The sequence below is a fragment of the Okeania sp. SIO3B5 genome, assembly GCF_010692555.1.
Taxonomy (GTDB): Bacteria; Cyanobacteriota; Cyanobacteriia; order Cyanobacteriales; family Microcoleaceae; genus Okeania.
The window spans coordinates 1-26,740 of record NZ_JAAHHG010000095.1; the positions used below are offsets into that span (position 1 = coordinate 1).

Sequence of the window (26,740 nt, forward strand, 5' to 3'; positions counted from 1 at the left end):
AATGTTACGAATAATAAGAGTCATAAATAAACTTTTGAATAAAGTCTATTTGACGAAAAAGATAGCTTAAAACATCAAAAATTGCATTAAATATATCCCCATACGAATTCTGGATTGCAGAATTGCTTGATTCTAAGAAATACCCTAGCTATTTGTAGCAAACATTTATCACGCTTGGTATTATCCGGACATGATATTAATTCATAGTTTGATTCACCAACGCCAATTTTTCCTCCCTATTGAAGCTAACCATCAAATATACGGCGTTGCATATCAATAGGGTTTGCGCTCAAAAATATGAGTGGTGAGGGCAGGAGCCAGAATCCAGCAATCCTGCAATCCAGGAGAAATGGGAATTATACCATTTTGAAAAAAGAATGTTACGAATAATAAGAGTCATAAATAAACTTTTGAATAAAGTCTATTTGACGAAAAAGATAGCTTAAAACATCAAAAATTGCATTAAATATATCCCCATACGAATTCTGGATTGCAGAATTGCTGGATTCTAAGAAATACCCTAGCTATTTGTAGCAAACATTTATCACGCTTGGTATTATAGAACAGGTCGTCAAAATATCATCCCTTGATTTTCTGCCCCTCGAAATGTCCAAAATCCTAACTTTTTGAGCATCAAGAGCTGAAAACCAAGGTATTTCAGACCTAAAAAGGCACTTACCAATATCAGTCAAAGCTTTCATATTTATTCAGCAAGCCCTAATATCATGTCCGGTTGAACAGTTACAAATAAACTACTCAGAATTCAGCAATTCTGCAATTCTGAATTCAGAATTCAGAAGGGAAGAAAGAAGAAAAGAAGGAGAAAGTTTTTTTATCACGCTCTTATCCGGACATGATATAAATAGGAAATTTTGCCAAAATACGTCAGGATTCACATCAAATTTCTCAATTATCCTTGAAGGTCAATTAACGAATTTTTGTCATTTAAGCTAATTAGGGTTTGCTGATTAAATATAAAAGTCTTTACTGATATTGGTTTTAGGCTTTTGAGGTAGTGAAAAAGTACCCCTGAACTCCCCTAAGAATGCTCAAAAATTGAGTATTTGGGTAAGAATTGGGTATACTTGGGCCTGGGATAATTTTTCCTTTGTATGTCTTCTACAACCCCTGATTCCTCTTGACTCTTGACTCTTCACTCTTCACTACTCCCTACTCCCTACTCCCTACTCCCTACTCCCTACTCCCTACTCCCTACTCCCTATCTTAGCAAAAAGACTTATTCAGCAAGCCCTAATTAGACCAAATATTTAGTCAGAGCTTAACGACGCTTATTGGTTGAAAAATCGGCAAATTTTGGTAAATTTAACTGTTCCACTATCCTCTAATCTTCCGTTATTCCTAAATCGTTGATTTACAATACTTTGAAACAGCCCTGCCTTTTCTTTCCCCCTTTCAAAGCTATCCCTGATCAGGAACTCCTGAAAGTATTGTGGGGGGAAGGGGAGTAGGGAGCAGGAGAAAAGGGAGGAAAGAATCATAGTAGATAGGAAAAACTACTTAAGTTATCAAAAAAAATGTACTTTATTAATACACTTTTTCTCTCACAAAAACCTTTTAAGTACTTATGCATAATTTGTCTATTTTGTCAATTTTTATGTTAAGAAAGATGTTTATAAAACATAGCTTTCAAAGAGGGGCTAGGGAGGATGAAGAGCGCGGATCTCCAACCAACGTTGAAATGAAAGGACACTATAAAAAAAATTTTATTATTTCGATGACCAAATTTTATTATTTGCTCAGGCAGTACCTCAACCTTAAAAAAAAGTTATGATTGTCTGGATAATAATTCTTATTTCTTTATCTTATATTTCTACTTCTGAACCTGCTATTGCTCAAACAACTCCTAGGCCAGTTAACCCTAACCCTCAACCCGTACCACAAGTAGAACCATTACCTCCACCAGATGATTTACTCCAACCTCCACCAACACCATCTCTATCTCCTGAGTCACCTCCTCTGCAAATTCCAGGTCAAATTACAGTAACCCAATTTGTAGTTGTTGGTAGTACAGTTTTTAGTTCTACAGAGTTGGCGGAAATTCTTGAACCTTTTACAAGTCGTCCTATTTCTTTTGCCGAATTATTACAAGCACAAACAGCAGTAACTCAGCTATATTTCGACCGAGGATATGTGACTTCTGGGGCATTTATTCCCCCACAAACTTTGCAAGATGGTACAGTTACAATAGAAGTGATAGAAGGGATAGTTGAAGCAATTGAAATTTCGGGGTTAAAAAGACTTAATTCTGGCTATATTCGCAGTCGAATTGAATCTGGTATTAAAACCCCTTTAAATCAAGATGATTTATTTCAATCTTTACAGTTACTTCAGCTTGATCCTTTAGTTGAGAGATTATCTGCTAATTTAACGGCAGGTTCTCGCCCTGGTTTGAGTAGGTTAGAGATTGAGGTGGAAGAAGCACCTGCTTTTTTGGCTCAACTTTCTGCTGATAATTTACGTTCTCCTAGTGTGGGTACTGTTCGTCGCCAAGTTCAACTTTCTCATAGTAATTTGACTGGGTTTGGCGATCGCCTGAATGCGACTTATTACAATACAGATGGTAGTGATACTCTTGATGACTTTAGTTATACTATCCCCATTAATTCTAAAAATGGAACTATTAGTTTCCGTCATCGTCGCACCAGTAGTCAAATTCTTGAAGAATTTTTTGATGTTGATGAAGTAGATATAGACCTCGAAACAAATTCTCGCACTTATGAGGTAAGTGTTCGCCAACCTATTTATCAAACTCTTAGTAAAGAAATTGCTCTAGGTTTTACGGGTTCTGTAGATGAATCAAAAACTACTCTTAATGGTACACCTTTTTCAGCTTTAGATTCAGGTGCGGAAGATGATGGGGAAATTAGAATTTCTTCAGTTCGTTTTTTTCAGGAATATACTTCTAGGAGTACTAATGATGTATTTGTGGCACGGTCAGAATTTTCTCTAGGAATAAATGCTTTTGATGCTACAGTTAATGATCAAGCTCCAGATGGGAGATATTTTTCTTGGCGGGGACAAGCACAATATTTACGTTTATTTGCACCAGATACAGTTTTTTTAATTAGGTCAGATATTCAATTAGCACCTAGAAGTTTATTTCCCCAAGAACAGTTTAGCTTGGGAGGTGGATTAAGTGTGAGAGGATATCGTCAAGATGCTTTACTTGGTGATAATGGTTTGTTTATTTCTAGTGAGTTTCGGTTTCCTATTCTCCGGGTACGAGAGTGGGATGCTACTTTACAATTAACTCCTTTTGTTGATTTTGGCACTGTTTGGAATAGTAATGATGTTGAGTTGACAGAGGAAACTCTATCTTCTGTAGGTGTGGGTTTAAGAATTCAAGTAGGAACTCGTTTTTCGGCTCAATTAGATTGGGGAATTCCTTTTGTAGATATAGAGACAAATGGAGATTCATTACAGGAAGATGGTATATATTTTTATATTAGATATAGGGCTTTTTAGTTATTTATTAAGGGAGAAGGTACAGGGCTGAAAATAGAAGGGTTAGAGAGAATTTTGATAACCTGATTTGGTATAATAAAGAAGGATTCATTAATGGATAATGGATAATGGATAATGGATAATTACCTCTGGTTAAAACCGAGAGGATTGAAGATAAGGAGATATTATGGCGTTGCACAGTGACGAATGATTATGAGAATTGAAGAATTTGCCGATGTTTCAAATAATAGATCAGCAGCCGAATTGATCTATACAGCATATCAATGGACTTGGAGTAGCACAAAGTTTTACGATGTAACCTAGCTAGATAGTGTCTTAGACGGCAGTTTTCTCCTTCTACTCTCGTCATCGCTGTTTTGCTTACTAGGTGATAGTGCTCCGCAGCGCTAACGCGAACGCAATCGTCAATTAAGCAAGGATACACCTTGTATCCATCTGTAATGTAGAGAAAACAGGCCCAACCGTGAATCATCTGCCATAATATTGTATCGGAATCCCATACCATTAAGGGACATTTTTACACAAAGCTCTTTAACATCAGAACTATAACCTGCAGGAGAGGGACTTTCTCGAAAGCGTAGCTCCTCCGTTAGGAGGCAATTGACGGCCACAGTCACGGCACAGATAACTCTGTTTTCCCTGACGATGACGATTTTTCACTACTTTATGGCTTTGGCAATAAGGAAATCCATTTCTCAATAAAATTCTAGAATATCATTCTCTATTGTGCAACACCCAATCAACTACTCAAACCCCGAATTTACATGAGCATTAATAGTTCTCAGGAATCGGGGTAAACCGCGTAATAAAGTATTACGACCTGCACGGTAGCGAGGTAAAAAATCATAACCTAGATTTTTAAGCCACTCGTCCTCATAAAATGCGTCAATAGTTAACATATCTTGAGATTTTGCAAGAGTAATTTTAAGTTTATCTATTTCTTCAGTTAGATTGGGGATGATTTCTCGATATTCCAAATCATCAAGGAACTCCTTAAGTCGATCTTCAGCTATCACTTTTGATGGAGAATCACTAGTTAAATCACCAAAAAAACTGTCTTCATTATTATTCTCATCTTTTGGAATTGTACCAAAGAAACCTTCGCTAAAAACTAATGCTAATAGTGATGTAGGTGTGTTCGGGTTAAAAAAATGCAGCTTTTGTTCTTTCTCTAGGAATTGAATTACTTCTGTTAAAAAACTTTCTTTACGACGAATTCGATATTCCCAATCATCTAACTCTAATGGTAATGACTGATTTGACAACGAATTCGTTATACGATTTAGAGTTATTTTAGAGAACTCTACAAACTCTTCATTTTGAAAAACCATATTTGTAGTATTTTGCACAACAGTCTGATATACCTCGAAATCCCGACATAACTCTAAAAGAATGCGAGCATAAATAAACTTCATGTGCAAAAAAAATAAACCTGGGTGTTCTCGCTCACAAGCTAGAAGTAACTTAGTCATAATAGCTTCGTGTCGATTAATTCTCTCAGAGAAGTTACCAGAATCAGGCAAAAAATCAAAATCTACCTCATTGAGAAGAAACATTGGATTTGATTGGTAAAAGTGTATAACAACTTTGCTATCAGAGGAAAGATTTATGGCGTTGAATACAACGAATTCTTTGCCCTCTCCGGCCAGACCTCCGATGATTTTTACATTTGCTTTATTGTAAGTTAAGCCTTCCAGTTTATTAATAATTTCAGGATCGGGCATCAGTTTTCCTCCATCTCATTAGTTTAATATGCCTTTAGGTAAGGCTAAATAAATAGGGCTACAAAATACAACTTTCCGCTTTCTATCAACTGAAAGTATGAAAAAGTGAGTTCGGAACTGATAGCTAGTCAGCCCTTTCAAAAACAAGTGATTTGTAGATGTAGTATTAAGTTTTTCTAGATTTGGATCGTAGTCAAAGAAAAACTTTTCTGAGCATGAAAAAAGAAATTCAATGTCACCTAAATGACCTTGAAGGTTAAGTATACTGCTAGTTTCCTTCTTTCTCTTGAGGTGGATTTCTGCATACCCCCATCCTGGCTTTATATCTACATGACTTACGGAGATACCATATATATAGCGTTTAAAGCTATTGCACAATTGTTTTTTTAATCTATATATAGTACCTTTGCGTAAGTCCCGATCTCTAATCAACTGTTTATCTGTCAAGTTTTGGATTTGATCATCATCTGTAAAACGGGATATTAAATCTTCCAATCGGTTACAACGCGATCGATATTCTTCAGTTTTACCTTGGCTAGTGGAAGTATTCAAAACAGTCCTTTGAACGGTAGAATCAAGCTGATTTTCTGTAGCGACTTCTCGTGCCGCAAGCTTCTCAATTTTATCAAGCGAGACATAAAAGTAGTAATAACTTTTGCTTGGAAGATTTTTTTTGCGATTCTCTAGTTCCATAATCTTTTCACGGAACTGTCTTCTAGTATTTTCCCGATCCCTTAAATAGGGTTGACAATCAACCGCCTGTGTCTCAAATGTCTGAATTTGTTTTATTACAGTTTCTAAAGCAGTCTCAAACTTCTCAGTCTCAGAGAGATGGTAGTGAATGCCAATATTGGCAATCCCATTCTCGACAAGGGTTTGGTGAGCACTTACTTCATCACGGTTGATTTGTCGCATACGCTGATCGGTCTTCAACTTGACTACCAACTCAGGATTCTCTGCGATCTCTGTTTTGACATAGGCCACTAATGCAGTCAGAGATACCTCCGGTTCATCCCGCAGTTTCTCAGCAATGATCTCACACAGGTAGGCAATCGGGTCAGCCATTTCTCCCCCCCTGCTTAATCGTTTTTTCCCTGGATGTGAATTTCCCCAATGTAGGCAGTCCCTCCTACCACCTTGGTCTGCCATCCCTTAGCCTGGTCGTAGATTTCTTGTGTCATGTGGCTCTGGTCAATAAGCTTGCCGGAATTGATTTCCTGCGCTAGCGTACGGATTTCGGTGGCAAACTGGGGGTCTTCATCTATCGCTACCTGCAAATAGGCCGCGATTTGATTGACCTGCTCAGAGGTAATTTTGTGGTTCTCTTGGATGGAAGCTTTAACTTTTTCAATGCGAGGCTTATCCCGGAGCTTAGTCCATATCCGCTTGAGCAATATATCCATTTTGGCTATCGCATCTGTGGTGAACTTTTTGGCCAGCTCTCCGGCACCAGATTCAAGGAATTTTTGGAATGCCAAGGAGGCAATTGCACTAGCTGTTAAAGTTGTTACTGGCTCAACCATAAATCCTCCTATGAAGAATGCTTTACTTTTATTCTCATTGCTTAACAAATTATATAGAATCCGGATAATTAGTTATTGTATCGCTATAGCCCTAGCTATTGTCCAAGTGCTAAGTTTAGAGATGCCCATAATTATCTGGAAGGACTTTCCCCGTTGGTTTCGTACTTTACCTTCTAACAGTTATCCAAGTGAACAGATAGTTCTAATGACACTTGCTGAACAGAGGGAGTATATTTTAGCCAAAAGTTAGGTCAGAGCTAATTTTGACAAAATTCCTAAATGCTCGATCACCATTTACGAGACAGTCGAATCTGGAGCATTTTGTCACATAAAACCAACTGTTTTATGAATACAAAAACTTTTTACTGTCCAGATACTAACATTTTTATTTAAAATTCCTCCAATAAATCAGACATTTCAGACTGTGCAGCGTTAAGGTTGTCATCATATATAATCAATGTTTTTGGGTCAGAATGACGACTAAAACTTTTCTTTTTTTTCCCTTAAAAGGGGAGGCTTTAAACCAGAATTATTTAATAATTAATAATTAATAATTAATAATTAGGTAAATATAAAAAAAAAGGGGGAAATGATAGAAAATTATCTCTAAAATTAATTACAGAAGCTTTTGAAATTAATGAAGCTTATAGCTGATAACGCAGTTACTCTGTAAGAGACTAGCTGACGGCTAAATGCTTAAAACGGCATAATATAATCAGTAATACCAATTCCCAAAAATAATGCTATACTTCATGAATACTTCAGTTATTAAGTAGGGCTTGCTTATTAAATATCAAAGCATTGACTGATATTGGTTTCAGCCTTTTTTTGCCTTTAAAAAGTGCAAGCTTTTCGGTCGCTCAAGCTCAAAAAGCTAGTATTTTGGGATGATTATGGCAGAAAAATAACTCTTACAATTTTTACGACTACCTCCTCTATAATTTCCATTTCTCCTGTCTCCTGTCTCCTGTCTCCTGTCTCCTACCCCTACCACTCATACTTTCCATACGCAAACCCTAAGTAATAATAATGGTTCAGTAATATTTGTAATGATTCTCGGCATTAAACCAAGATTTATTGGGTGCATCTCATATTTGCAAAAATACTTTTTTCCTATATATTCCCTGTTCCCTGTTCCCAGCTCCGGTGTTCCCTAAAAGCAATAACTTTTTGGCTTTATTCACGCATTGAGATGCACCCGATTTATTATGTATTTTAACCATACTCCCTACTCTCAAGGAGATGTAGCAATACTTTTGAGATTTGGTATAATAACATTTATGCAGATTCAGATTATGAGTTTTTTAACATTAAATTTAGACACCGTTAAACTAAGTGACGAACAGTTCTACAAAATATGTCAAAATAACCGCGAATTACAATTTGAACGTAATACTAAGGGAGAATTAATTATTATGTCCCCTGTTGGAGGTGAAAGTGGCAATAGAGAAGCTGACTTAATTATTGATTTGGGAATCTGGAATAGACAAACTGGTCTGGGTTATACATTCAGTTCTTCAACTATATTTAAGTTACCTAATGGTAGTGACCGCTCTCCAGATGCAGCTTGGATTCGCCGAGAACGCTGGGAAGTTCTTACTGTAGAACAAAGGCGTAAATTTCCCCCCATCGCACCAGATTTTGTCATGGAATTAAGGTCAGCAACTGATAATTTAAAAATATTGCGTTCTAAAATGGAGGAATATATGGATGCAGGGGTGTTGTTGGGGTGGTTGATTAATCCCCAAGACCAGCAGGTAGAAATTTATCGCCCAGAGCAAGATGTGGAAGTGCGTAATCTTCCTACAAAGTTGTCTGGTGAAAATGTTTTACCCAGATTTAATTTAAGTTTATCTCGGTACTTTGAAATTTAGAGCAATAATAGGGTTTTATGCTGAATTTATTTTGGGTTAAATATATGCTTAAAATCTGCATTTTTTCTTCTGCATTTTTTCTTCTGCCTTCTACCTTAATTCTAGGTATTCAAACTAAACAAGTTCAGGCTATATACCTGAGTAATAATCGAGTCACAACCAGTCAAATAAATAGGAATATACTAACTCAAGCACCGACCGCATCAGCTAGTAATTTAGAACTACAAGCACAAAAACTTTTTGAAAAAGGAGATTTTTCTGCAAGTATACCTCTGTTAGAAGTAGCTATTAATAATTATGCTACTCAAGGAGATAATTATAGTCAAATCAGAGCGCTAAGAAATTTAGGTTTAGTTTATCTAAAACTAGGAAAATGGCAAGATACTGAAATTGCCTTGAATAATTGTTTAAATTTAATTCAACAAATATCAAACACTCAAAAAACAAAAAAAATTACAGCTAGTGTTCTAGAAGTAAAAGGTCAATTAGAATTATCTATTGGTCAAGCAGAAGCAGCTTTAGATACTTGGAAAGAAGCTAGTCAAATTTATGAAAAAATTGGTGATTTTTTAGGATTTACTCGTAGTGGAATTAATCAAGCTCAGGCTTTACAAGCTTTGGGTTTATATTCTCAAGCATTTAAACAGTTAACAAGAGCTAAACAAAATCTAGAGGAACAACCAGATACAATAGTTAAAGCAAAAGCATTACAAAGTTTGGGTGATGTACTTCGAGGAATAGGTCAACTATCAGAATCTCAAAAAGTTTTAGAGTCTAGTTTAATAATAGCAGAAAAATTACAGGCAACAGAAGAAATTGCGATAATATGGATGAGTTTAGGTAATACAGCAATCCTTTTAGATAATCCCCAAGCTGCTAATTTATTCTATAAACGAGCTATTGAGGAATCACTTATAGTAGAAATTAAAATTCAAGCAATGCTCAATCAGTTAAATCTTGTTATCAACCAAAAGCAAGAATTAACGGCTAAAGAATTAGTGACAAATATAGATGATTCGTTAAATCAATTATCTGTTTCTCAACCAGGTATTTATGCCAGAATTAATCTAGCTCAGAATTTAATAGAATTCAGAAAAGAAGTGTTAGCAAATGGCAATAATAAACCATTATATCCACCAGCAAAAATTGCTGATTACTTAGTGATAGCAGTACAACAAGCAAGAAACTTAGGAGATGCAAGAGCAGAATCTTATGGTTTAGGAACTTTGGGAACTTTATATGAACATAATCAGCAATGGAATGAGGCTAGAGAGTTAACAGAAAAAGCTTTGATTTTGGCTCAAGGTATTAATGCTACTGATATTGTTTATCAGTGGGAATGGCAATTAGGTAGGATTTTAACAGTTACAGGAAATAAAAACGAGGCGATAGTAGCTTATTCTCAATCAGTAAAAAGTCTCCAAGCTTTACGGAGTGATATAGTTGCTATTAGTTCAGAATTAAAGTTTGATTTTAGGGATAGTGTAGAACCTATTTATCGTGAATTAGTAGAGTTACTTTTACAACCTGCCACACCTGGAAAAAAAGATATTAGTCAAAAAAATTTAAAACGAGCACGACAAGTAATTGAAGCTTTGCAGTTAGCTGAACTAGATAATTTTTTTCGTAATTCTTGTTTAGATGCCAAACCTGTAGAAGTAGACCGCGTAGACAAAAATGCAGCTATTTTTTATACAATTGTTTTACGCGATCGCTTGGCAGTAATATTAGCTATACCAGAAAAACCTTTGGTTTATTACAGCACTAAGATATCAAGAGCGGAAGTAAACTCAAAAGTTGAAACTATGCTACAAGCTCTCACATTTCCGCAAAAGCGAATTTTTATTGAAAATTATTTGGAACCTGCTACAGAAATTTATCAATGGCTAATTTATCCTGCTGAAGAGCTGTTGCGAGATAATAAGATAGAAACCTTAGTATTTGTATTAGAAGGAAGGTTGCGAAGTATTCCTTTAGCTAGTCTTTATGATGGTCAAAAATATGTAATTGAGAACTATAATGTGGCGATCGCTCCTAGTCTAGAATTAATCGATCCTAAACCACTAGCACGAAAGAAACTAGAAGTACTGGGTATGGGAATAACTGAAAGTCGTCAAGGTTTTCCACCACTGCCAAATGTGAGACAAGAATTAGAGGATATTCAAGCTGAAGCTTCTAGTGAGATTTTACTAAATGAATCGTTTACAGAAAAGGAAGCTAATACGGAAGTCGCTGATACTCCTTATCAAGTAATTCACATTGCAACCCATGGCGAATTTAGTTCTAATGTTGAAGATACTTTTATTCTTACCTGGGATGATAGGATTAATGTTGAAGAGTTACGAAGTATGATTAAATCTGGCGTTCAACAAACGCGTCCTGTAGAGTTATTAGTTTTGAGTGCTTGTCGTACTGCCACTGGGGACGATCGAGCAACATTAGGGTTAGCGGGAGTTGCAGTCAGAGCAGGGGCAAGAAGTACTATTGCTAGTCTGTGGTATGTGAGTGATGAAGCAACTGCTGTGCTGATGAAAAATTTATATGAACAGTTGATCGACCCAAAAATTACGAAAGCAGAAGCTTTGCGTCGAGCGCAACGAAAAATTTTACGAGACGCTCAAGCAAGGGAGGTAAATTCAGAATTTGAGCATCCCTACTTCTGGTCAACTTTTGTTTTGATTGGGAATTGGTTATAGAAGTCAAAAGTCAAAAGTCAAAAGTCAAAAGTCAAAAGTTAGAAGTTAATAGAAAGGAAGAAGGAAGAAGGAAGAAGAAGTCAAAAGTTATAAGTTATAAGTTAGAAGTTAGAAGTTATTTGACTTTTGACTTCTAACTTCCTCCGATGGCTTCTGAGAGAAAATCTGCTGTAGATTTAACTATGGCGATCGCATTCTCATAAACCATTCTAGTTGGCCCCAAAACTCCTACACTTCCCAGTGGAGTTGTCCCATTCCCATAAGTTGCAGAAATTAGGGCGCAACCTTGAATGGGTTCTAGAGGATTTTCTGAACCTATTCTGACTGTCACCTGCTTATCTGTACTAGGGGCTTCAAATATTAAAGGCCACAACTGCTCCTGTTCCTCTTCTAATAGTTGAATAATAGTTTGAACCTGTTGCAGTTTAGAGAATTCTGGTAAACGCAATACCTCTGCTATACCACTAATCAGAATTCTAGTGTACTCTGGTGTCTGACAACGCAGAGCTAAATTTTCCAACAGATTTTTGATTGACTCAGCATACTTCTCAAACTCCCGGTCTAGTTCTGTCCAATCTAATGAAGATAATTCTCCTATTGCTCGTCCTCGTAGTTGGCCATTCAAAAAATTTGATAATATTTGTAACTCTCTATCAATATCTTCTGGATCAGGCAGTACAGAATTATCTGGTAAATTTTTGGCATATTTTTTCTGATTTACAGCTCTCAAGTCCATCATCAGAGACTGAGTTTCATAGGTATTTGTCACCACAATTAACATGATTTTTTCTGCTTCCACTTGTACAAGTTGTAGATGTCGTAACTTAGCGGTAGCAGCTTGGGGCATTGTCACTAGAGTAATATAACCACTTAGAGTAGCCAAAATTTGAGCCGATCCTTGAAGTAGGGCCTCTAGACGACTTTCTGGCAAATTCAATTGTTTTTGTAAAAGTTCTTCAACTTCAAAAGCCAGATTTTCTGAAGGTTTCATCAATTGGTCAACATATATTCGGTAGCCTGAGTCAGAAGGAATTCTTCCAGCAGAAGTATGAGGTTGATATAAAAGTCCTATTTTTTCCAGAAAGCTCATCCCATTGCGAATTGTCGCTGGACTAACACTAAGATTGTACTCTTCTGCTAAAGATTTGGAGCCAACTGGTTCTGCCGTTGCAATATAATGACGAACTGTTGCCCATAATATATGTTGATGACGGTTGCTAAGATTAACTTGCAGTGACATGGACGTAGAGAGAGTATATGGTTCAACAATTAATAATTAATTATTAATTATTAATTATTATCTCTTTTTTTTAAGGAAAGGATTGACTCAAAGGAAAATTTTTTCTTGTTTCTCCTTTAAATGAGAGGCTTTAAACCTCAATAATTATTCGGTAACTAGGGTTTGCGCTAAAAAGTCTGACTGTGATGATAGGGAACAGGGAACACTTAACTGGGAACAGTTTAGACTATCTGCTACGGCCAATTTTTTTGATACTCAGGGGAAAAGTATTAGCATTTTGAGGCAAAAACAGCCAAAAACCTTGCACTTTTTAAAGGCCAAAAAAGGCTGAAAGCAATATCAGTCAATGCGCGTGATATTTAATCAGCAAGCCCTAACTAAATTCTACCAAAAGCTGAAAGTTCCGAATTCTGAACTAATAGCGAGGTATATTTTTATCTACTACGACTGAGTAGGCATCTATACCACCAACAATATTTTTTACATTTGTAAAACCCTGGCTCTTCAGCCATTGACACATTTGGGCTGAACGCATACCATGATGGCACAAGACTAAAGTTTCTTTCTCATGGTCTAAATGGACATGAATTTGGTCTGACCATTCAGAAAATTTACTTAAAGATAAAACTTTAAAACCTTGAATAGAAGCTATTTCTACTTCTGGATCTTCCCGAACATCAACTAATTGTAAATTTTCAGGAACACCATCTTTTAAGCGCTCTGCTAGTTCTTGGACAGTAATATCCAGTAAAGGCGTTTCGGAAGATTGTTGTGACATTTTAGAGAGCAGAGTTAATGACTTTGTATTGACAGCCGAGTTATAGAAAGCTTTTTAAAACTACTATAATTTTAGCTATATATTTTATCATTTTATTTTACTTTAGTCAAGAAGAAAAATTCTTGATGATTTTGGTTGTTTATTTTTGATTAGATATTAGGTTATATCAAATCCGCCTACTCCCTATTACTATTCCCTGTGGTTTATCAATCAGGACTTATGCACGGACACTAAATCAAGTGAGGGCGAATGGCATTATCCCCTACATATAAAGTTTTCAAGCTTAATTGTGGAATGGGCATCTTGCCCGTTTCTGTCAATCTGAAACAGTGCTGTAAACATTTAGCATTATTAGAAATTTTACCGAATAATATCAGATCCGGTAGCATTGGTGTAATTAGATAGTTAATCTAGGAGTCAGGAGTCAGAACTCAGGAGTCAGGAGAAAAGAGAATTTAGAAAGATTTGCTCTTTAGGTGAAGATGAAAATTTTTTTATACCGAACCCGAGCGGATTTGATATAATTAAAGTTTAAAGCCTCTCCTTTCAAGGAGAAACAAGAAAAATTTTTCCTTTGATATCATGTCCGGTAGCATCGGAGCGTGTATAAAATTAAGGTGACAATGGAAGAAAACCTTCTGCCTCCAGCATAGCTGCCTTCTGCCTTCCTTCCACTAAAGTCTAATTATTCAACCGGACATGATATGAGTCAATCCTCTTCTTTTCAAGGAGAGGTAATTGTTAATTGTTAATTATTAATTGTTATAGCAATCAGGAGTAAGATGTGAGAATTGAGTTTTTCCTTTAAAGCATAAAATATAGCAGTTTTCTTATTCTTATATATTGTTTTTTCCCTATTCCCTATTCCCGAAAACAAAAATATCCAATATCTCACAACTAAAATCATGTTGCTATAATTAGGGTTTGCTAAAAAAGTATGATGAGTGAGGTTAGGAGTCAGGAGTCAGGAGTCAGGAGTCAGGATAAATGGGAATTATAGAGGAAGTAGGAGTAAGAATTGTTCCTAGAATTTTCTGCCCAACTCTTGCCCAAAATCCTAAATTTTTGAACCATTACCACCTAAAACCCCGCACTTTTTGATACTTAAAAAGGCTAAAACTTTTATCTGTAAAGACTTTTAGATTTAATCAGCAAGCCCTAATTATTAATTATTAATTATTAATTATTAATTATTAATTATTAATTATTAATTATTAATTATTCCCTAAACCTGTAAGCAGCTTTGTAAACTATTGATTAATTCTTGGTCTAAATAAGGCTTAGTTAAATAGTCATTTGCACCTAATTGTTTAGCTAATATATGATAAGGCTGACTACTACGAGATGTTAGCATTAATACAGGCATTTCTGCCATAGAATATTGTTTACGACAACGACTGAGGAATTCAAAACCATTCATTTCTGGCATTTCTACATCACAAATAACAGCTTGAATCTGAGTATGTTGCTGTAGTTGTACTAACCCTTGCCATCCATCTTTAGCTTGTACAACATCATACCCTGCTTTTTGTAAAGTACTGGAAATAGCTTGGCGAGTAGTTAGAGAATCATCAATCACTAAAATAGTTGCTAGTTTAGAAATAGGATACTGTTGAAAATTAGAGGTATTTTTGGGCAATTTTTTGCTATTAAATTGTTCTGTATGTAATGTTTTTTCTAATAATTGAATCCCATCAATAACTGGTACTAAACTCCCATCTCCTAAAATTGCACAACCATATAAATATGATGCTGCTGTTAAGATATTGCTAAAAGGTTTAATAGTTAAGTTTTGCTCCATTAATATTTGCTCAATTTTGATAGCAATTGTATCGGAATCTTCAGATATTAATAGCAACATGACTTTCCCTTGAGAGTTTTTTGTATAAGAATTTTTCCAAGAAGATTCAATAGGTTCTTGTTGAATAATTCCTGAAGCTACAGGATAATTACAATTAAATAAAATTGATGGTGCTATAGATACCTTTTTGCCTTTCCAATAATATACTTTTTCCCTGCCCTCGACCTTTATTTCACTAGGATTAACATATATGATGGCTGCTAAAATATCTAAAGGAATTGCAAATAAATTTCCCTCTATGCGAAAAACTAATAATTTTGTAATGGTTAAAGTCCATGGCAGTCTCAGAATAAATTTTGTTCCTTTACGAAGTTGGGATTGAATAGTAATATTTCCTTTCAATGATTCTATTTGACTGTAAACTGATTCTAATCCCATGCCTCTTCCTGAGATATCGCTCACTTTTTTTGTAGTTGAAAAATCAGGATAAAATAATAATTTGTATACTTGTTTAGTGGATAATTTAGCAGCTTCAGTGGCAGAATAAATTTTCTTTTCTATAGCTAGCTGTCTAATTTTATTAACATCTATACCTCGACCATCATCTTGAATTTCTATATAAGTATAATTCCCTTGATAATAAGATTTAATAGTGATTTGTCCTGCTTTCGATTTACCATTACTTTCTCTGATTTCTGGGGGTTCAATACCATGATCGAAAGCATTTCTGACTATATGAACTATAGGGTCGTACAATTTCTCTAAGACTGCTTTATCAATTAGAGTATTCATCCCCACTAATTCGAGTTTGACCTGTTTTTGCTTTTTTACTGATAAATCTCTAATCATTCTGGGAAATCGATTCAATAATGATTCCACAGGTAACATTCGAGTTTTTGTGATATTATTTTGTATTTGTTGTAAGGTTTGTTGTCTTTTTTTTACAATTTGTTGGCTTTGCTGATGTAGTAGTTTAATATCATTAACTGCTTCGCCTACTTGAGCAATTTCTTCTAATAGATTTGGTAGTATATTTACTAGATATGCTAGTTGATTATTCTGAGCATTAAGGGATTTATTTAGTTGCTCTGGAAAAGCATTAATATCTTGAAGTTTCATCATTAACTGATGAAATTTTTGCCACCCTTTTTCTAAGGTTCCTATTGCAGCTTGAGCTTGTTCATTTTGGAGAATAAAACTATTATCTTGAGTGGCTAATTCTCCTAGCAAATTATTTAGAATTTCCAGACGCTTGATATCTATTCTGACACCTAAAGAAGATGGGGATGTAGAAATAATTTGCTCTTGCTGAATTTGTTTATTTTGATTAGCAACTCCCGGTGCAGAAACTTGTTCTTGAGAAATATTTACTGATGTAATTTCAACATTAGGTGTTTTGACATGATTTTTGTTCTGAAGATTGTTGTTTATTTCTGTTTCTACTGCAACCTCAGATTTTTTAGGGGCAACAGCTTTTACTGGTTGAGTTGGTTGATTAACTTGTTTCCTCTTAGCAGTAGTTTCTACCTTTCGAGATTTTAGTGGTTTTGTAAGTTTGACCAATGTAGGATGTGGCTTTCCACCTTGAGAGCGATCGCCTGCTAATACTGCTTTTTGCCCTGCCCAGAAATCTGCTAGAGCTAGTGTAGCAATTTTTTTGATGTATTTTGGATTTACTTCCAAAGCTTTGATAGTAGCTTGAGCAATAGAAGTAAAGCCGGACAAATTGAGCATTGTCCCTAAAGTTGCAAATACTTCAGCTTGTCTCTTTAGTTCCTCTTTAATGGATAAACCACTGTCGGAGCTATTCTTTCCAGCCAATAAATTCTCCCAACGATGCAAACCAGAGGGTATTTCTTCTGTAAACAGAAATTTTGTCATATCACCCTCATCCATAGAAACTTCGGGAAATTCTGCTGCTTCTTCTAAAGAATGCCCCAGTTTCTTTTCTATCTGCTTAAAAACTTGCTTGGCCTTAAGCATAGAATTCTTTTGGTCGTACTTACCTGTTTCAATTTGTTTTAAAGTAGGCGATCGCAAGCAGTCAAAAGCTTGCAGGAGTAAATTTTCTAAGTCTAGGTCAAAAACAGTATTTTCTTGATAAAGTGCTCTAATACTATTTTCTAAATTGTGAGCAATTTTTTGAATTCCTGTTAAACCAATACAAGCAGCACCACCTTTAATAGAGTGAGCTGCCCGCATTAGTTGATGTAGCTTTTGGATCTTATGCTCTTGAGAGATATTGATTAATCCTTCTTCAAGAGTCTGTAGTAATTCTGTAGCTTCTTCTACAAAAAATTCGTAGGCTCGATCGTCAGTTTCTATCATAGGGAATAGGGGAGTAGGGAGTAGGGGAGTAGGGAGTAGGGGAGCGGGGGAGTAGGGGAGCGGGGGAGAAGGCTATTGGTAGGGTGCGTTAGCGCTAGCGTAACGCACAAAAACCCTGTATCTAGTGCCTTTGCCATCGCAACATTCATGCAACAAAGCCATTATTAATTATTAATTATTAATTATTAATTATTAATTGACTTTAAACTCTGCCACACTCTTCTCTAAATCTCCTGCTACTCCTAGTAACTTAGAAAAAGACTCTGTAACAGTCATAGACTGTTCAGAAGTTTGATTAGCGATCGCTGCCACATCCTGCATTGTTTCTGACAACTTACTAGAAGTATCAGCTTGAGTAGTAGCAGACAAAGTAATCTCCTCTACCAACTCACTTATTTGTCCACTCACATCCAATAAATCAGTCAGAGTTTGCCGCGCTCCCTTAACCAACTGAGTTCCCACCATTACCCGCTTACGCCCTACTACCATTGCTTTAACAACCTCGCTAGTGCCAGATTGCATCTCCTCAACAATTTGTTCTATTTCTTGAGTAGCACTAGCTGACTGTTCTGCCAGCGAACGTACCTCACTAGCAACCGTAGCAAAACCTTGGTCATCTTTCCCTGCCCTAGTTGCCTCCACCGAAGCATTCAACGCCAAAATATTTGTTTGATTTGCCAAATCATTAATCAAACTCAGCACCCGTGAAATTTTCTTAGAAGTTTCCCCTAAATTTTTCACCTTTCGGGCAGTTGCCTCCACTGTTTTCTGAATTACCACAATTCCCTCCACACTACGGTTCATTGCAGCATCACTGGTTTGCAGAATCTGATTTGCTTGCTGCACCTTAGCTTCCGCTTGTTGAGCATTAGCAGCTACTGTTTTGACCGCATTTGTCATTACCTGAATTTGCCCAAGAGCATTAGCGATCGCTTCTGCTTGGCGATGAGCTTCACCGGACAACTTTTCAATTTCAGCATTGTTACCTTCAGTTGTTGAACTCACAATATTTGTTGCTGACTTCACCTTTAGTGCCAACTGCTGTAAATTTTCAATCGCGGCATTAAAAAAGTCAGCTACAGTCCCCATTACACCTGCTGTTACATTAGCTCGTACTGTCAAATCTCCATCAAAAGAATTTTCTATTTCTGTCAAAAAAGTTTCTATCTGACTTTCTAATAACTCTTTCCCCTTTTGTTGTTCCTCAGAGATATTTTCTGCCGTTTTCCGAGCCTGAATTACCTGTTCTAATAGGAGAGCTTGTTCCAGAGTCGAACCCACTTGTAAAGCCAGTTGTTTGAAAACTTCCACCTCTGAATCTTGCCATTGTCTTGTACCAGAACATTGATGAGCGCCCAATAAACCATAAAGTTTTTGACCAACCAAGATTGGCACTACCACATTTGCTTTTACCTGCCATTTTTCCAACTGTTCTCGGTGACAGTCTGTTAAATTTGCCTTGTTAATATCTGCTGTGACTTGTACTCTACCTTGACGATAGGGTTCTACATACTCAGTCGGGAAACAGGGAACTTCTGTTTCCACCTCTGCAATTTTTGACCAATTAGGTCTGACTGACTCAGAAATAATTTTACCTTCCCAGTTGTCATCGAAACGATATATAACAATACGGTCAGCTTTCATCAGTAACAATGATTCTTCTACAGTAGTTTGGAAGATTTTTTCCAATTCTAGAGATTCCCGAATGCGGGAACTAATTTCACTGAGTAACCGAGCTTGTTGAGTTGCTTCTTGTTGTTGCTGTAGCAAAAATGCTTGGTCTAGTGCGTAACCAACTTGAATAGCTACTTGCTTAATTAAGTCAATTTCTAATGCTTCCCAGTTACGAGGAGCAGAACATTGATGAGCGATTAATAAACCATATAACTTTTTATCTGTGACAATGGGAGCAACTAAATTTGCCTTAACTTTGAACTTTTCTAACTGTTTAATATGGCATTCTGTGAATCCAGCTTCACGGATATCATTAGTTGGTTTAACTCTCCCTTTCAGATATGGCTTAACATAACCTTGAGCAAAGCATGGGTCTACAATTTCAGCTCCTAATGCTTCTGGAAATCCCACTGTTACTGATTCTGCTACTACTGTACCTTGCCACTGAGGGTCGAACTCATAAACTATAACCCGGTCTGCTTGAATAGCTTCCTGCATATCCTCCACTGTAGTATTCAAGATATCTTGAGGGCTAAGAGATTTACGAATATTGGAGCTGATTTGATTGAGAGCAATGGCTTGTTTTGTAGCCGCTTGTTGCTGTTGCAATAATGTTACTTGGTCGAGGGCAAAACCCACCTGAGTAGCCAACTGTTTAGTAAAATCAACCTCTGATTCCTCCCACTTACGAGGTCCAGAACATTGATGTACAATCAGCAAACCATGAAGTTTTTGTTCGGCGATGATGGGAGCAACAATATTAGCTTTAACAGCAAAAGGTTCTAAAAGCCCTACATGACACTCCCCTAACCCAGCCTCATCAATATTCTCTATCGTGCTAACCCGCCCTCGCAGATATGATTTGAGATAATTTTTTTTAAAGCAAGGCTCAGATATTTTTTTACCAAAGGCTTGAGGCCAGGCTTTATCTACCGACTCAGCTACAACTGTACCAATCCAGTCAGCATCAAATTGATAAAGTATGACGCGGTCTGCTTGTAATGCACTACGGGCTTCTTCCACAATCGTATCAAAAATATCTTCACTCCTCTGGGAATTCCGGATTTTAATACCAATCTCATTTAAAAATCTAGCTTGCTTGGCAGCGGCTTGTTGTTTTTGCAACAGGTATGCTTGTTCTAGAGCATAACCCACCTGAACAGCCACCTTGCGAATTAAGTCAATTTCTAATTCTGTCCAAGCTCTAGGCCCTGTGCATTGATGGCCAATTAATAGACCTATGAGTTTTTGTTCTACCACTACGGGAGCAACTAAGTTAGCTTTTACTTCAAAGGGTTCGAGTTGATTAATATGGCATTCTGTTAACCCAGCTTCGTAAATATTTTCTGTAGCTTTAACCCGCCCCCTTTCATAAGGTTTAACGTAGCGATCGGCAAAGCAAGGGTCAGCTATTTCTGCTCCTAGAGCTTGTGGCCAATTGCTATCCACTGATTCTGCAATAACTTTGCCTTTCCACTGGCTATCAAATTCGTATATTACTACTCTCTCACAACCAAGAGCTTCGCGAGTTTCTTCAACGGAAATAGTCAGAATTTCTTGAATATCTGGAGACTTACGAATCTGGACATTGATGTGATTCAGTCTTTGGGCTTGTTGGGTAGCTGCTTTTTGTTTTGTTAGTAGTAGAGCTTGGTCAACAGCATAGCCTAGCTGAGTAGCGAGTTGCTGAAAAAATTCGATTTCTGATTCTATCCATTGTCGTGGTTCAGAACAATGATGGGCAATTAATAAGCCTAATAATTTTCCGTTGGCAACAATGGGAGCAACTAAGTTAGCTCTAACAGCAAAGGTTTCTAGTTGGCTAATATGACATTCTGTTAATCCTGCTTCATAGATATCAGCAGTTGCTTTTACCCGGCCTTTTTGATAAGACTCCACATAACGGTCTGCAAAGCAGGGGTCGGCTATTTCTGCCCCCAGGGCTTGTGGCCAGTTACTATCCACTGATTCTGCAATAACTGTACCTTTCCAATTTTTATCAAATTGATAAACTACTACTCTATCTGTTTGTAGGGCACTTCTAGCATCTTCTACTACTGTTTTAAAGATGTCTTTTAAGTTGAGAGATTCCCGAATATGGGAAGTAATTTCGTTTAATAATTCTGCTCGTTCCGCTGCTGCTCCTTCTGTTTCTATTAATGATTGAAGTTGATTAATTCTGACATCTATATTAGACCGTAATGCAGCTAAATCTTCTGCTAAAGCATTAGTTTTTGCTTTAATTCCTAATCTTTTTTGACTATTATCCGGCTGCCACACCTCTACTGGAATAATGGCTAATGATTCATTATTTGCTTGACTCTGTATAGTTTCTTGCTCAGATTTGTTATAGTAATTTTTTGTTGCATTTGGCGTTCTATTTTCTGATTGGTTGGTTTTTCTAAAATTTGTCTGTGTCATTTCAGTTATCAGTTATCAGTTATCGGTTATCAGTACCTCTGCCTGTTTGTGCAGCATTCCGCAGGAAAGTCAGAGGCTTGAAATATTGAACTTTATTTTCTCTTGGTCGATTGGATATGGCGAGGTCCCCTCCCCATCCCACCCAACGGGTGCGCTGCGCTTTTTCCTAGGTCATGCTACGCAAACATGTCGGCGACAGCCGTTAACGAAGTTGTGCGCCAGCAAAACGACCGCTTTTTCATCCCCTTGAAAGGGGAGGCTTAAGACCTTATTTTTTAGTCATAATTTTAGTAGTCTTAATTATCGAGAATTACTAATTATTTAACGGCTGTTGTTCAATTTTTTATTTGATTTGTTATTTCTCTGCTTTTTCTAAATATTGAATAATTTTTTCAATATCTACAATCATCATTTTTTTTCCCGCTGAGTTTGTACAAGTTCCCTTGATAAATTTTGCTATAGGAGAATTAACTTTTTTTTGTTTCACCAGGGTAATATTTGTAGTCTCAACATTTATCAACTCACCTACTTTTTGTACTAAAATACCTAGATACTTACCTTTATATTTGACTTTTACTACCCGAAATTTTTCTTGATTGTATCCAGTAGATAGTAAAGGATTAAATCCCATCAAATAAGCAATATCAATTAACCACATAATCTCGCCATGCCACTGAAAAACTCCTGCAACTGCAGTTGGCATACCTGGTATTTGTAAGATTTTTTGGTAGTCTAAGGTAATAACTTCATCTAAGTCATCAGTAGATAGTATAGTTTGTAAGCTCTGATTAACTTCTATATATAAATATTGTGTGCTACGGAATAATTGTTGTTTTTGCATTGACTTTAAGTGAAGACTTTAGTCATAAAAATTTATTTTTTTTTACCTAAGAATTTACTGGACAATGCTGCACAAACAGCTATTAGTAGTCAGCTCTTCCTAGATCATGCTGCGCAAACAGTTTTTTAATGAATGAACCAAGTATTTGCTTAACTTCTACTACAATTTTAAACAAAGAATTGAAGCACAAGAGCAACGAGCTTAAATTGTCTGCTAGAGGTAATAAAGCTGCTGATAGCTGACTGCTTACTTTTAAACAACTAATCGTCTTAATGTTGCTACAACTTCTTCTCGATTAATTGGTTTTGTAACATAAGCAGATGCACCTTGCTTCATCCCCCATTTTTGGTCTATTTTTCCTGATTTACTAGAACAAATAATAATTGGTATATGAGCTGTATTTTCCTGACTTTTTAGTTCCCGACAAAGTCCATAACCGCTTTGGCCAGGTAATACCACATCTGTTAAAATTGCGTCAAAAGTTTTTTGATTTAACAAAGCTTTAGCTGCTTCTGCTGTGTTTACACTCAATACATCAAATCCTGACTTTTGTAGACATTCAGTCAAAATGCTAGCTTCAGTTGGGCTATCTTCTACGATTAATATACTTGCTTTCATAATTTTACTACTTTTTATTTAATATTTGTCCAAAAATTTATGAATACAATAAATTTTTTGTTTGCCACTTTAATTTTAAATATTAGGCAAATGTTTTTGGATCATTTTTAAGACTTCTTCCGGTTTAGGAGGCTTACTCAAAAAGTCAGCTGCTCCTATTAATTTAGCTCTACTCCGCTCTATCAAATTATTTCGACTGGTACAAATGATTACTGGTATGTTTTCAAATGCTGGTGCTTTGCGTAAAAATTGATAGACAGTATAACCGTTGGCATGAGGCATTTCTAGGTCAAGAAAAATTAAATCTGGCTTATGTTCTGCTATTTTTACAAATCCTCTAATTGGATCTTGTATACTGATAAATTTATAACCGGCAGGTTTTACAATTCTCTTTAATGTTTCAGCAACTACTGGACTATCATCAATACAAACAATTAATAATTGTTTTTTGGACGCAGTTTTGTCTACATTATTTCCCTCATTAGCTGTTGTTAAATCTGATTTTATAGGTGATGTTGGTAAATCTGGTACTGTTTTTAATTGAAGTAATCCTTTTTTAACTAAAGGAAGTAAAGTTTTAGTTACAGCTAATACTGATTTTCTGAGTTGATAGGCAATATCCCATAGAGTTAAGTCGCCCTGTAAGTATTTACCCCAACCAGATAGAGCTTCTGGTTTAACAGGTTTTTTCATTACAGGAACAAGATTAGGATTAAGACTATCAAAACCTGCTTTTTCCCATAACTTTTGCATTTTAGTAATTTTACTAAAAATTTCTTCTAGTTCTCTATAACATAGAGCTAAACCTAAAGATAATTCTGATTTTTTATTGAGGCTAGATTCCCACTGGCGTGTTAAATCTGTGTAAATACTAAAGGAAAATAATATTTCTAAAGTAACAGTACGAATGACTTTTTTACCCTGAGAAAGAGTAATTTGATTTCTTGTTATTCCGTCATATAGTAGAAGATATTCCCAAGGTTTTTCTCGATCTGATAGTTGTGAAGTTATGGGGTTCCATTTAGGACAGTGCAATTCTATTGCTCTTTGCCAACGCCTCACTCTATGAAAGTTACTTGTAGTATAGAGTAATCTACCATAAAATATATAAAGTTTTCCTTCTTTACCATGGCTATTTAATAATAGGTTGCCGGTTGCCATGTTTTGACTAAGGATGTCTATTTCTTGTGCTAATTTGATGATTTTGATGATTTTGTTGTTTGCAGACATGAATCTTAAGGGTTCAATATGAAAACTCGCTCGCTATTCGAGTTGTGAATATTTGAAAACATCACTTGTGGCCATCTGCTTGACTTTATAGATTAGTTTTTTTTCTAAAGAAAATTACAATACAATAAAATTATTTTAATTTTTCTTTCTGTTAATTATATTATATTACGATACTTAATATTTGAACAGAACATCATTATTTCATACATTTTTACAATATTTTATTGTATTTTTTGTATTAAAATTCAGTATTTTTCCATTTTGGTTCATAGAATAAATTAGATAATTATAATAAATATCTAAACAGTAAAGCTATGTTATTTCGATTGGTAAATTAATATGATTTAACCAATTAATTGATTAATGTTCTTAAAATAAGTGACTAAAAATGCACCATAGTTTATAGTTGATTGGTAAGCATTCAGCCGTCAGCTAGCCTCCTATGGTCGGAACTTTCCTAGGTCATGCTACGCAAACGTTAACAGCTATCAGCTATTACTTTGATTTTTTGATAAAAGCTTGGTTATTCAGAATTAAATCTTACTTACTACAAAAGCAAATTTTCAAGTCTATATTCATTATAAACCTTCTCCTTAAGGTTGAGATTTTATTGCTGATAGCTGACTGCTAATAGCTGAATACTTACGTTGATTGATATTTATTATCATATATATAGCAATAGGATTTGAGTTGTGAGATATTGAAAACTTTTAGGGAAAACCGGATCTGGGAACAGGGAACAGAGAAGAAGAAAAAAACCTATCATATGAATATAATAATTGCTATATTCTACACTTGTAAGCATTCAGCAGTCAGCCAGCCTCCTACCGGAGGAACTGCGTTATCAGCTATTAGCTATTGCTTTGAATTTAGGATAAAAGCTTTATTAATTGTCTTACTACAAAAGTTGGCTCCCTTGCCCTTAAAGTCAGTTATTAATTTAAACACTGTCCTATATAAGAGAGTCTTTTTGCTGTTAACGCAGTTCCTCCGGAGGAGGCTAGCTGACAGCTAATAGCTGAGTGCTTACCTACACTTTTAAGGAACATCTCAATTATCACAACTGATTCCTGATTGCTATATAGATCATTCTACACTATATAAATCTAAGTACATTTACTATGTGGTCAATATTTTTGACGTTCGCTTTACATATATTTACAAACTATAAAAGCTTTGCTATAATTAGTAATTAAAAATTTAAAAAATTAATAAACCTCTCAGAAATCTTAAGTTCTTAGACCTCGAAACAAATTCAGTTAAATTAATACTTAGGACTTGCTGAAAAAGTATTATGGGTGAGGGTAGGAGACAACCCACCCCTAGCCCCTCCCAGGAGGGGAGGGGAAGACAGGAGACAGGATACAGGAGAAATGAGTACTTAGAGGAGGTAGGAGTAAGAATTGTCAATTTGGGATTTTTCTGACCAACTATACGCCTAAAATACTAACTTTTTGAGGGTTTTAGACGTGATACCAGGCACTTTTTAAAGGCCCCAAAAGGCACTTACCTTTATCTGTAAAGACTTTTAGATTTAATCAGCAAGCCCTACTTATGATATGAATTGTAGGAAGCGATCGCCACATGAACATTTTTGTGCACTATGAGTTTCTCGTATATTGTCTTTTCAGAAGTTAGGATATATATACAGCACTTCCCGTTGTTATGAGGTACTTACGTTTATGGTCTTAGGGAACAGGGAGCAAGGGTATAAAACCCCACCTTCACTGGGCTATGCTTTACCCACATATTTCTTAACATAAAACTTGACAAAACTGACAAATTATGGGTAAGTCTTAGTTCGGCTTTTTTGGGAGAAAAATGTATGAAAAAGCACATTTATTTTGAATTTTTAAGTATTTTTACTTAAATACTATGATTTTTTCTCCGTGTCTCCCCCTCTCCGTGTCTCCCCGTCCGCACAAGGGTTTCAGGAGTTATGGGTAAGGGATAGCTTCACTGGGGGGGGCTACAATTGGGGTATAAAACCCCAACCAATTGTTCCATCTACCATCTACATTCTGCCTTCTTTTATTAAAGTACTTTTTAATACCAATTCACTTAAAAAATGTCACAAATAGTTGGTAACTGATGAATTCATTAATTGATAATGGATAATTGATAATGGATAATTACCTCTGGTTAAAACCGTTACGGAATTGAACATAAGGAAATATTATTTCTTTATTTTCCCCTTGTAGAGCGACAGCTCGCGGCGCAGCCAAGGGGAGGCAGAGTAAGCTGAATTATTTAATTAATAGACATCTCCAATAATAAAAAATAAAATCAATTATCCCAAAGAAATTATCAATTATTTACCCCTACTCCCTACTCCCTACTCCCTACTCCCTCTTTTCTGGAGATGTCTAATAATGATTAATGATTAATTATTCGGTAAAATAATAAACTGAAATTACTCTATGGTAGAGGTTTTAAGTACCTAAAATATCACTTCTGACTTCTGACTGTCTTGAGTGCATCTTACATTCTGAGAAAACCTCAGAAA

General features: G+C 35.9%; 14 protein-coding genes and 1 pseudogene. 4 read left to right on the top strand and 11 right to left on the bottom strand.

Annotated elements, in window-relative coordinates:
- Positions 1 to 1,788: 1,788 nt before the first annotated feature.
- Positions 1,789 to 3,486 (top strand): ShlB/FhaC/HecB family hemolysin secretion/activation protein, encoded by a 1,698-nt coding sequence (locus F6K54_RS15115; RefSeq protein WP_293078822.1) that lies wholly within the window; start codon positions 1,789 to 1,791, stop codon positions 3,484 to 3,486.
- Positions 3,487 to 3,676: 190 nt separating this feature from the next.
- Here F6K54_RS15115 and F6K54_RS15120 read toward each other — a convergent pair.
- From F6K54_RS15120 to F6K54_RS15135, 4 genes and pseudogenes are all read right to left on the bottom strand, one after another.
- Positions 3,677 to 4,185 (bottom strand): annotated as a pseudogene (locus F6K54_RS15120) (IS1 family transposase).
- 44 nt (positions 4,186 to 4,229) lie between these two features.
- On the bottom strand, positions 4,230 to 5,210 hold the full coding sequence (locus F6K54_RS15125; RefSeq protein WP_293078824.1) for a hypothetical protein: 981 nt from the start codon (positions 5,208 to 5,210) through the stop codon (positions 4,230 to 4,232).
- A gap of 18 nt (positions 5,211 to 5,228) precedes the next feature.
- Positions 5,229 to 6,275 carry a hypothetical protein gene (locus F6K54_RS15130; protein WP_293078826.1) on the bottom strand — a complete coding sequence of 349 codons (1,047 nt, stop codon included), beginning with the start codon at positions 6,273 to 6,275 and terminating at the stop codon, positions 5,229 to 5,231.
- Positions 6,276 to 6,289: 14 nt separating this feature from the next.
- Positions 6,290 to 6,733 carry a hypothetical protein gene (locus tag F6K54_RS15135; protein WP_293078828.1) on the bottom strand — a complete coding sequence of 148 codons (444 nt, stop codon included), beginning with the start codon at positions 6,731 to 6,733 and terminating at the stop codon, positions 6,290 to 6,292.
- Positions 6,734 to 8,028: 1,295 nt separating this feature from the next.
- On the opposite strand from F6K54_RS15135, the gene F6K54_RS15140 reads away from it, so the two are divergent.
- Genes F6K54_RS15140 through F6K54_RS15150 form a run of 3 tightly spaced genes read left to right on the top strand, consistent with a single transcriptional unit; the run spans position 8,029 to position 11,440 of the window.
- On the top strand, positions 8,029 to 8,607 hold the full coding sequence (locus F6K54_RS15140) for a Uma2 family endonuclease (RefSeq protein ID WP_293078847.1): 579 nt from the start codon (positions 8,029 to 8,031) through the stop codon (positions 8,605 to 8,607).
- 44 nt (positions 8,608 to 8,651) lie between these two features.
- The gene (locus F6K54_RS15145; RefSeq protein ID WP_293078830.1) at positions 8,652 to 11,303 is read left to right on the top strand and encodes a CHAT domain-containing protein; all 2,652 of its coding nucleotides are present in this window, start codon (positions 8,652 to 8,654) and stop codon (positions 11,301 to 11,303) included.
- Positions 11,294 to 11,440, top strand: coding sequence for a hypothetical protein (locus F6K54_RS15150; protein ID WP_293078832.1), 147 nt, complete (start codon positions 11,294 to 11,296; stop codon positions 11,438 to 11,440). Before F6K54_RS15145 ends, F6K54_RS15150 begins: the two co-directional genes overlap by 10 nt.
- Here F6K54_RS15150 and hrcA read toward each other — a convergent pair.
- From hrcA to F6K54_RS15185, 7 genes are all read right to left on the bottom strand, one after another.
- Positions 11,437 to 12,537 carry a heat-inducible transcriptional repressor HrcA gene (gene hrcA / locus F6K54_RS15155; RefSeq protein ID WP_366558142.1) on the bottom strand — a complete coding sequence of 367 codons (1,101 nt, stop codon included), beginning with the start codon at positions 12,535 to 12,537 and terminating at the stop codon, positions 11,437 to 11,439. The two genes, F6K54_RS15150 and hrcA, sit on opposite strands and share 4 nt — an antisense overlap.
- 421 nt (positions 12,538 to 12,958) lie before the next feature.
- A complete protein-coding gene (locus F6K54_RS15160) occupies positions 12,959 to 13,321 on the bottom strand; it encodes a rhodanese-like domain-containing protein (protein ID WP_293078836.1) in 363 nt (120 codons plus the stop codon).
- A 1,225-nt stretch (positions 13,322 to 14,546) separates the two neighbouring features.
- On the bottom strand, positions 14,547 to 17,450 hold the full coding sequence (locus tag F6K54_RS15165) for a response regulator (protein ID WP_293078838.1): 2,904 nt from the start codon (positions 17,448 to 17,450) through the stop codon (positions 14,547 to 14,549).
- 192 nt (positions 17,451 to 17,642) lie between these two features.
- Complete coding sequence (locus tag F6K54_RS15170; protein WP_293078839.1) at positions 17,643 to 21,545, bottom strand: GAF domain-containing protein; 3,903 nt, start codon at positions 21,543 to 21,545, stop codon at positions 17,643 to 17,645.
- Positions 21,546 to 21,900: 355 nt separating this feature from the next.
- On the bottom strand, positions 21,901 to 22,386 hold the full coding sequence (locus tag F6K54_RS15175; RefSeq protein WP_293078841.1) for a chemotaxis protein CheW: 486 nt from the start codon (positions 22,384 to 22,386) through the stop codon (positions 21,901 to 21,903).
- A 252-nt stretch (positions 22,387 to 22,638) separates the two neighbouring features.
- The gene (locus F6K54_RS15180; RefSeq protein ID WP_293078843.1) at positions 22,639 to 23,004 is read right to left on the bottom strand and encodes a response regulator transcription factor; all 366 of its coding nucleotides are present in this window, start codon (positions 23,002 to 23,004) and stop codon (positions 22,639 to 22,641) included.
- A gap of 75 nt (positions 23,005 to 23,079) precedes the next feature.
- Positions 23,080 to 24,234 (bottom strand): response regulator, encoded by a 1,155-nt coding sequence (locus F6K54_RS15185; protein ID WP_293078845.1) that lies wholly within the window; start codon positions 24,232 to 24,234, stop codon positions 23,080 to 23,082.
- Positions 24,235 to 26,740: the final 2,506 nt, after the last annotated feature.

Excerpts from the sequence above, each read along its gene's own strand:
- F6K54_RS15115 (WP_293078822.1), top strand. The coding sequence starts at position 1,789 with ATGATTGTCTGGATAATAATTCTTATTTCTTTATCTTATATTTCTACT.
- F6K54_RS15125 (WP_293078824.1), bottom strand. The coding sequence starts at position 5,210 with ATGCCCGATCCTGAAATTATTAATAAACTGGAAGGCTTAACTTACAAT.
- F6K54_RS15130 (WP_293078826.1), bottom strand. The coding sequence starts at position 6,275 with ATGGCTGACCCGATTGCCTACCTGTGTGAGATCATTGCTGAGAAACTG.
- F6K54_RS15135 (WP_293078828.1), bottom strand. The coding sequence starts at position 6,733 with ATGGTTGAGCCAGTAACAACTTTAACAGCTAGTGCAATTGCCTCCTTG.
- F6K54_RS15140 (WP_293078847.1), top strand. The coding sequence starts at position 8,029 with ATGAGTTTTTTAACATTAAATTTAGACACCGTTAAACTAAGTGACGAA.
- F6K54_RS15145 (WP_293078830.1), top strand. The coding sequence starts at position 8,652 with ATGCTTAAAATCTGCATTTTTTCTTCTGCATTTTTTCTTCTGCCTTCT.
- F6K54_RS15160 (WP_293078836.1), bottom strand. The coding sequence starts at position 13,321 with ATGTCACAACAATCTTCCGAAACGCCTTTACTGGATATTACTGTCCAA.
- F6K54_RS15165 (WP_293078838.1), bottom strand. The coding sequence starts at position 17,450 with ATGATAGAAACTGACGATCGAGCCTACGAATTTTTTGTAGAAGAAGCT.
- F6K54_RS15170 (WP_293078839.1), bottom strand. The coding sequence starts at position 21,545 with ATGACACAGACAAATTTTAGAAAAACCAACCAATCAGAAAATAGAACG.
- F6K54_RS15175 (WP_293078841.1), bottom strand. The coding sequence starts at position 22,386 with ATGCAAAAACAACAATTATTCCGTAGCACACAATATTTATATATAGAA.
- F6K54_RS15180 (WP_293078843.1), bottom strand. The coding sequence starts at position 23,004 with ATGAAAGCAAGTATATTAATCGTAGAAGATAGCCCAACTGAAGCTAGC.
- F6K54_RS15185 (WP_293078845.1), bottom strand. The coding sequence starts at position 24,234 with ATGTCTGCAAACAACAAAATCATCAAAATCATCAAATTAGCACAAGAA.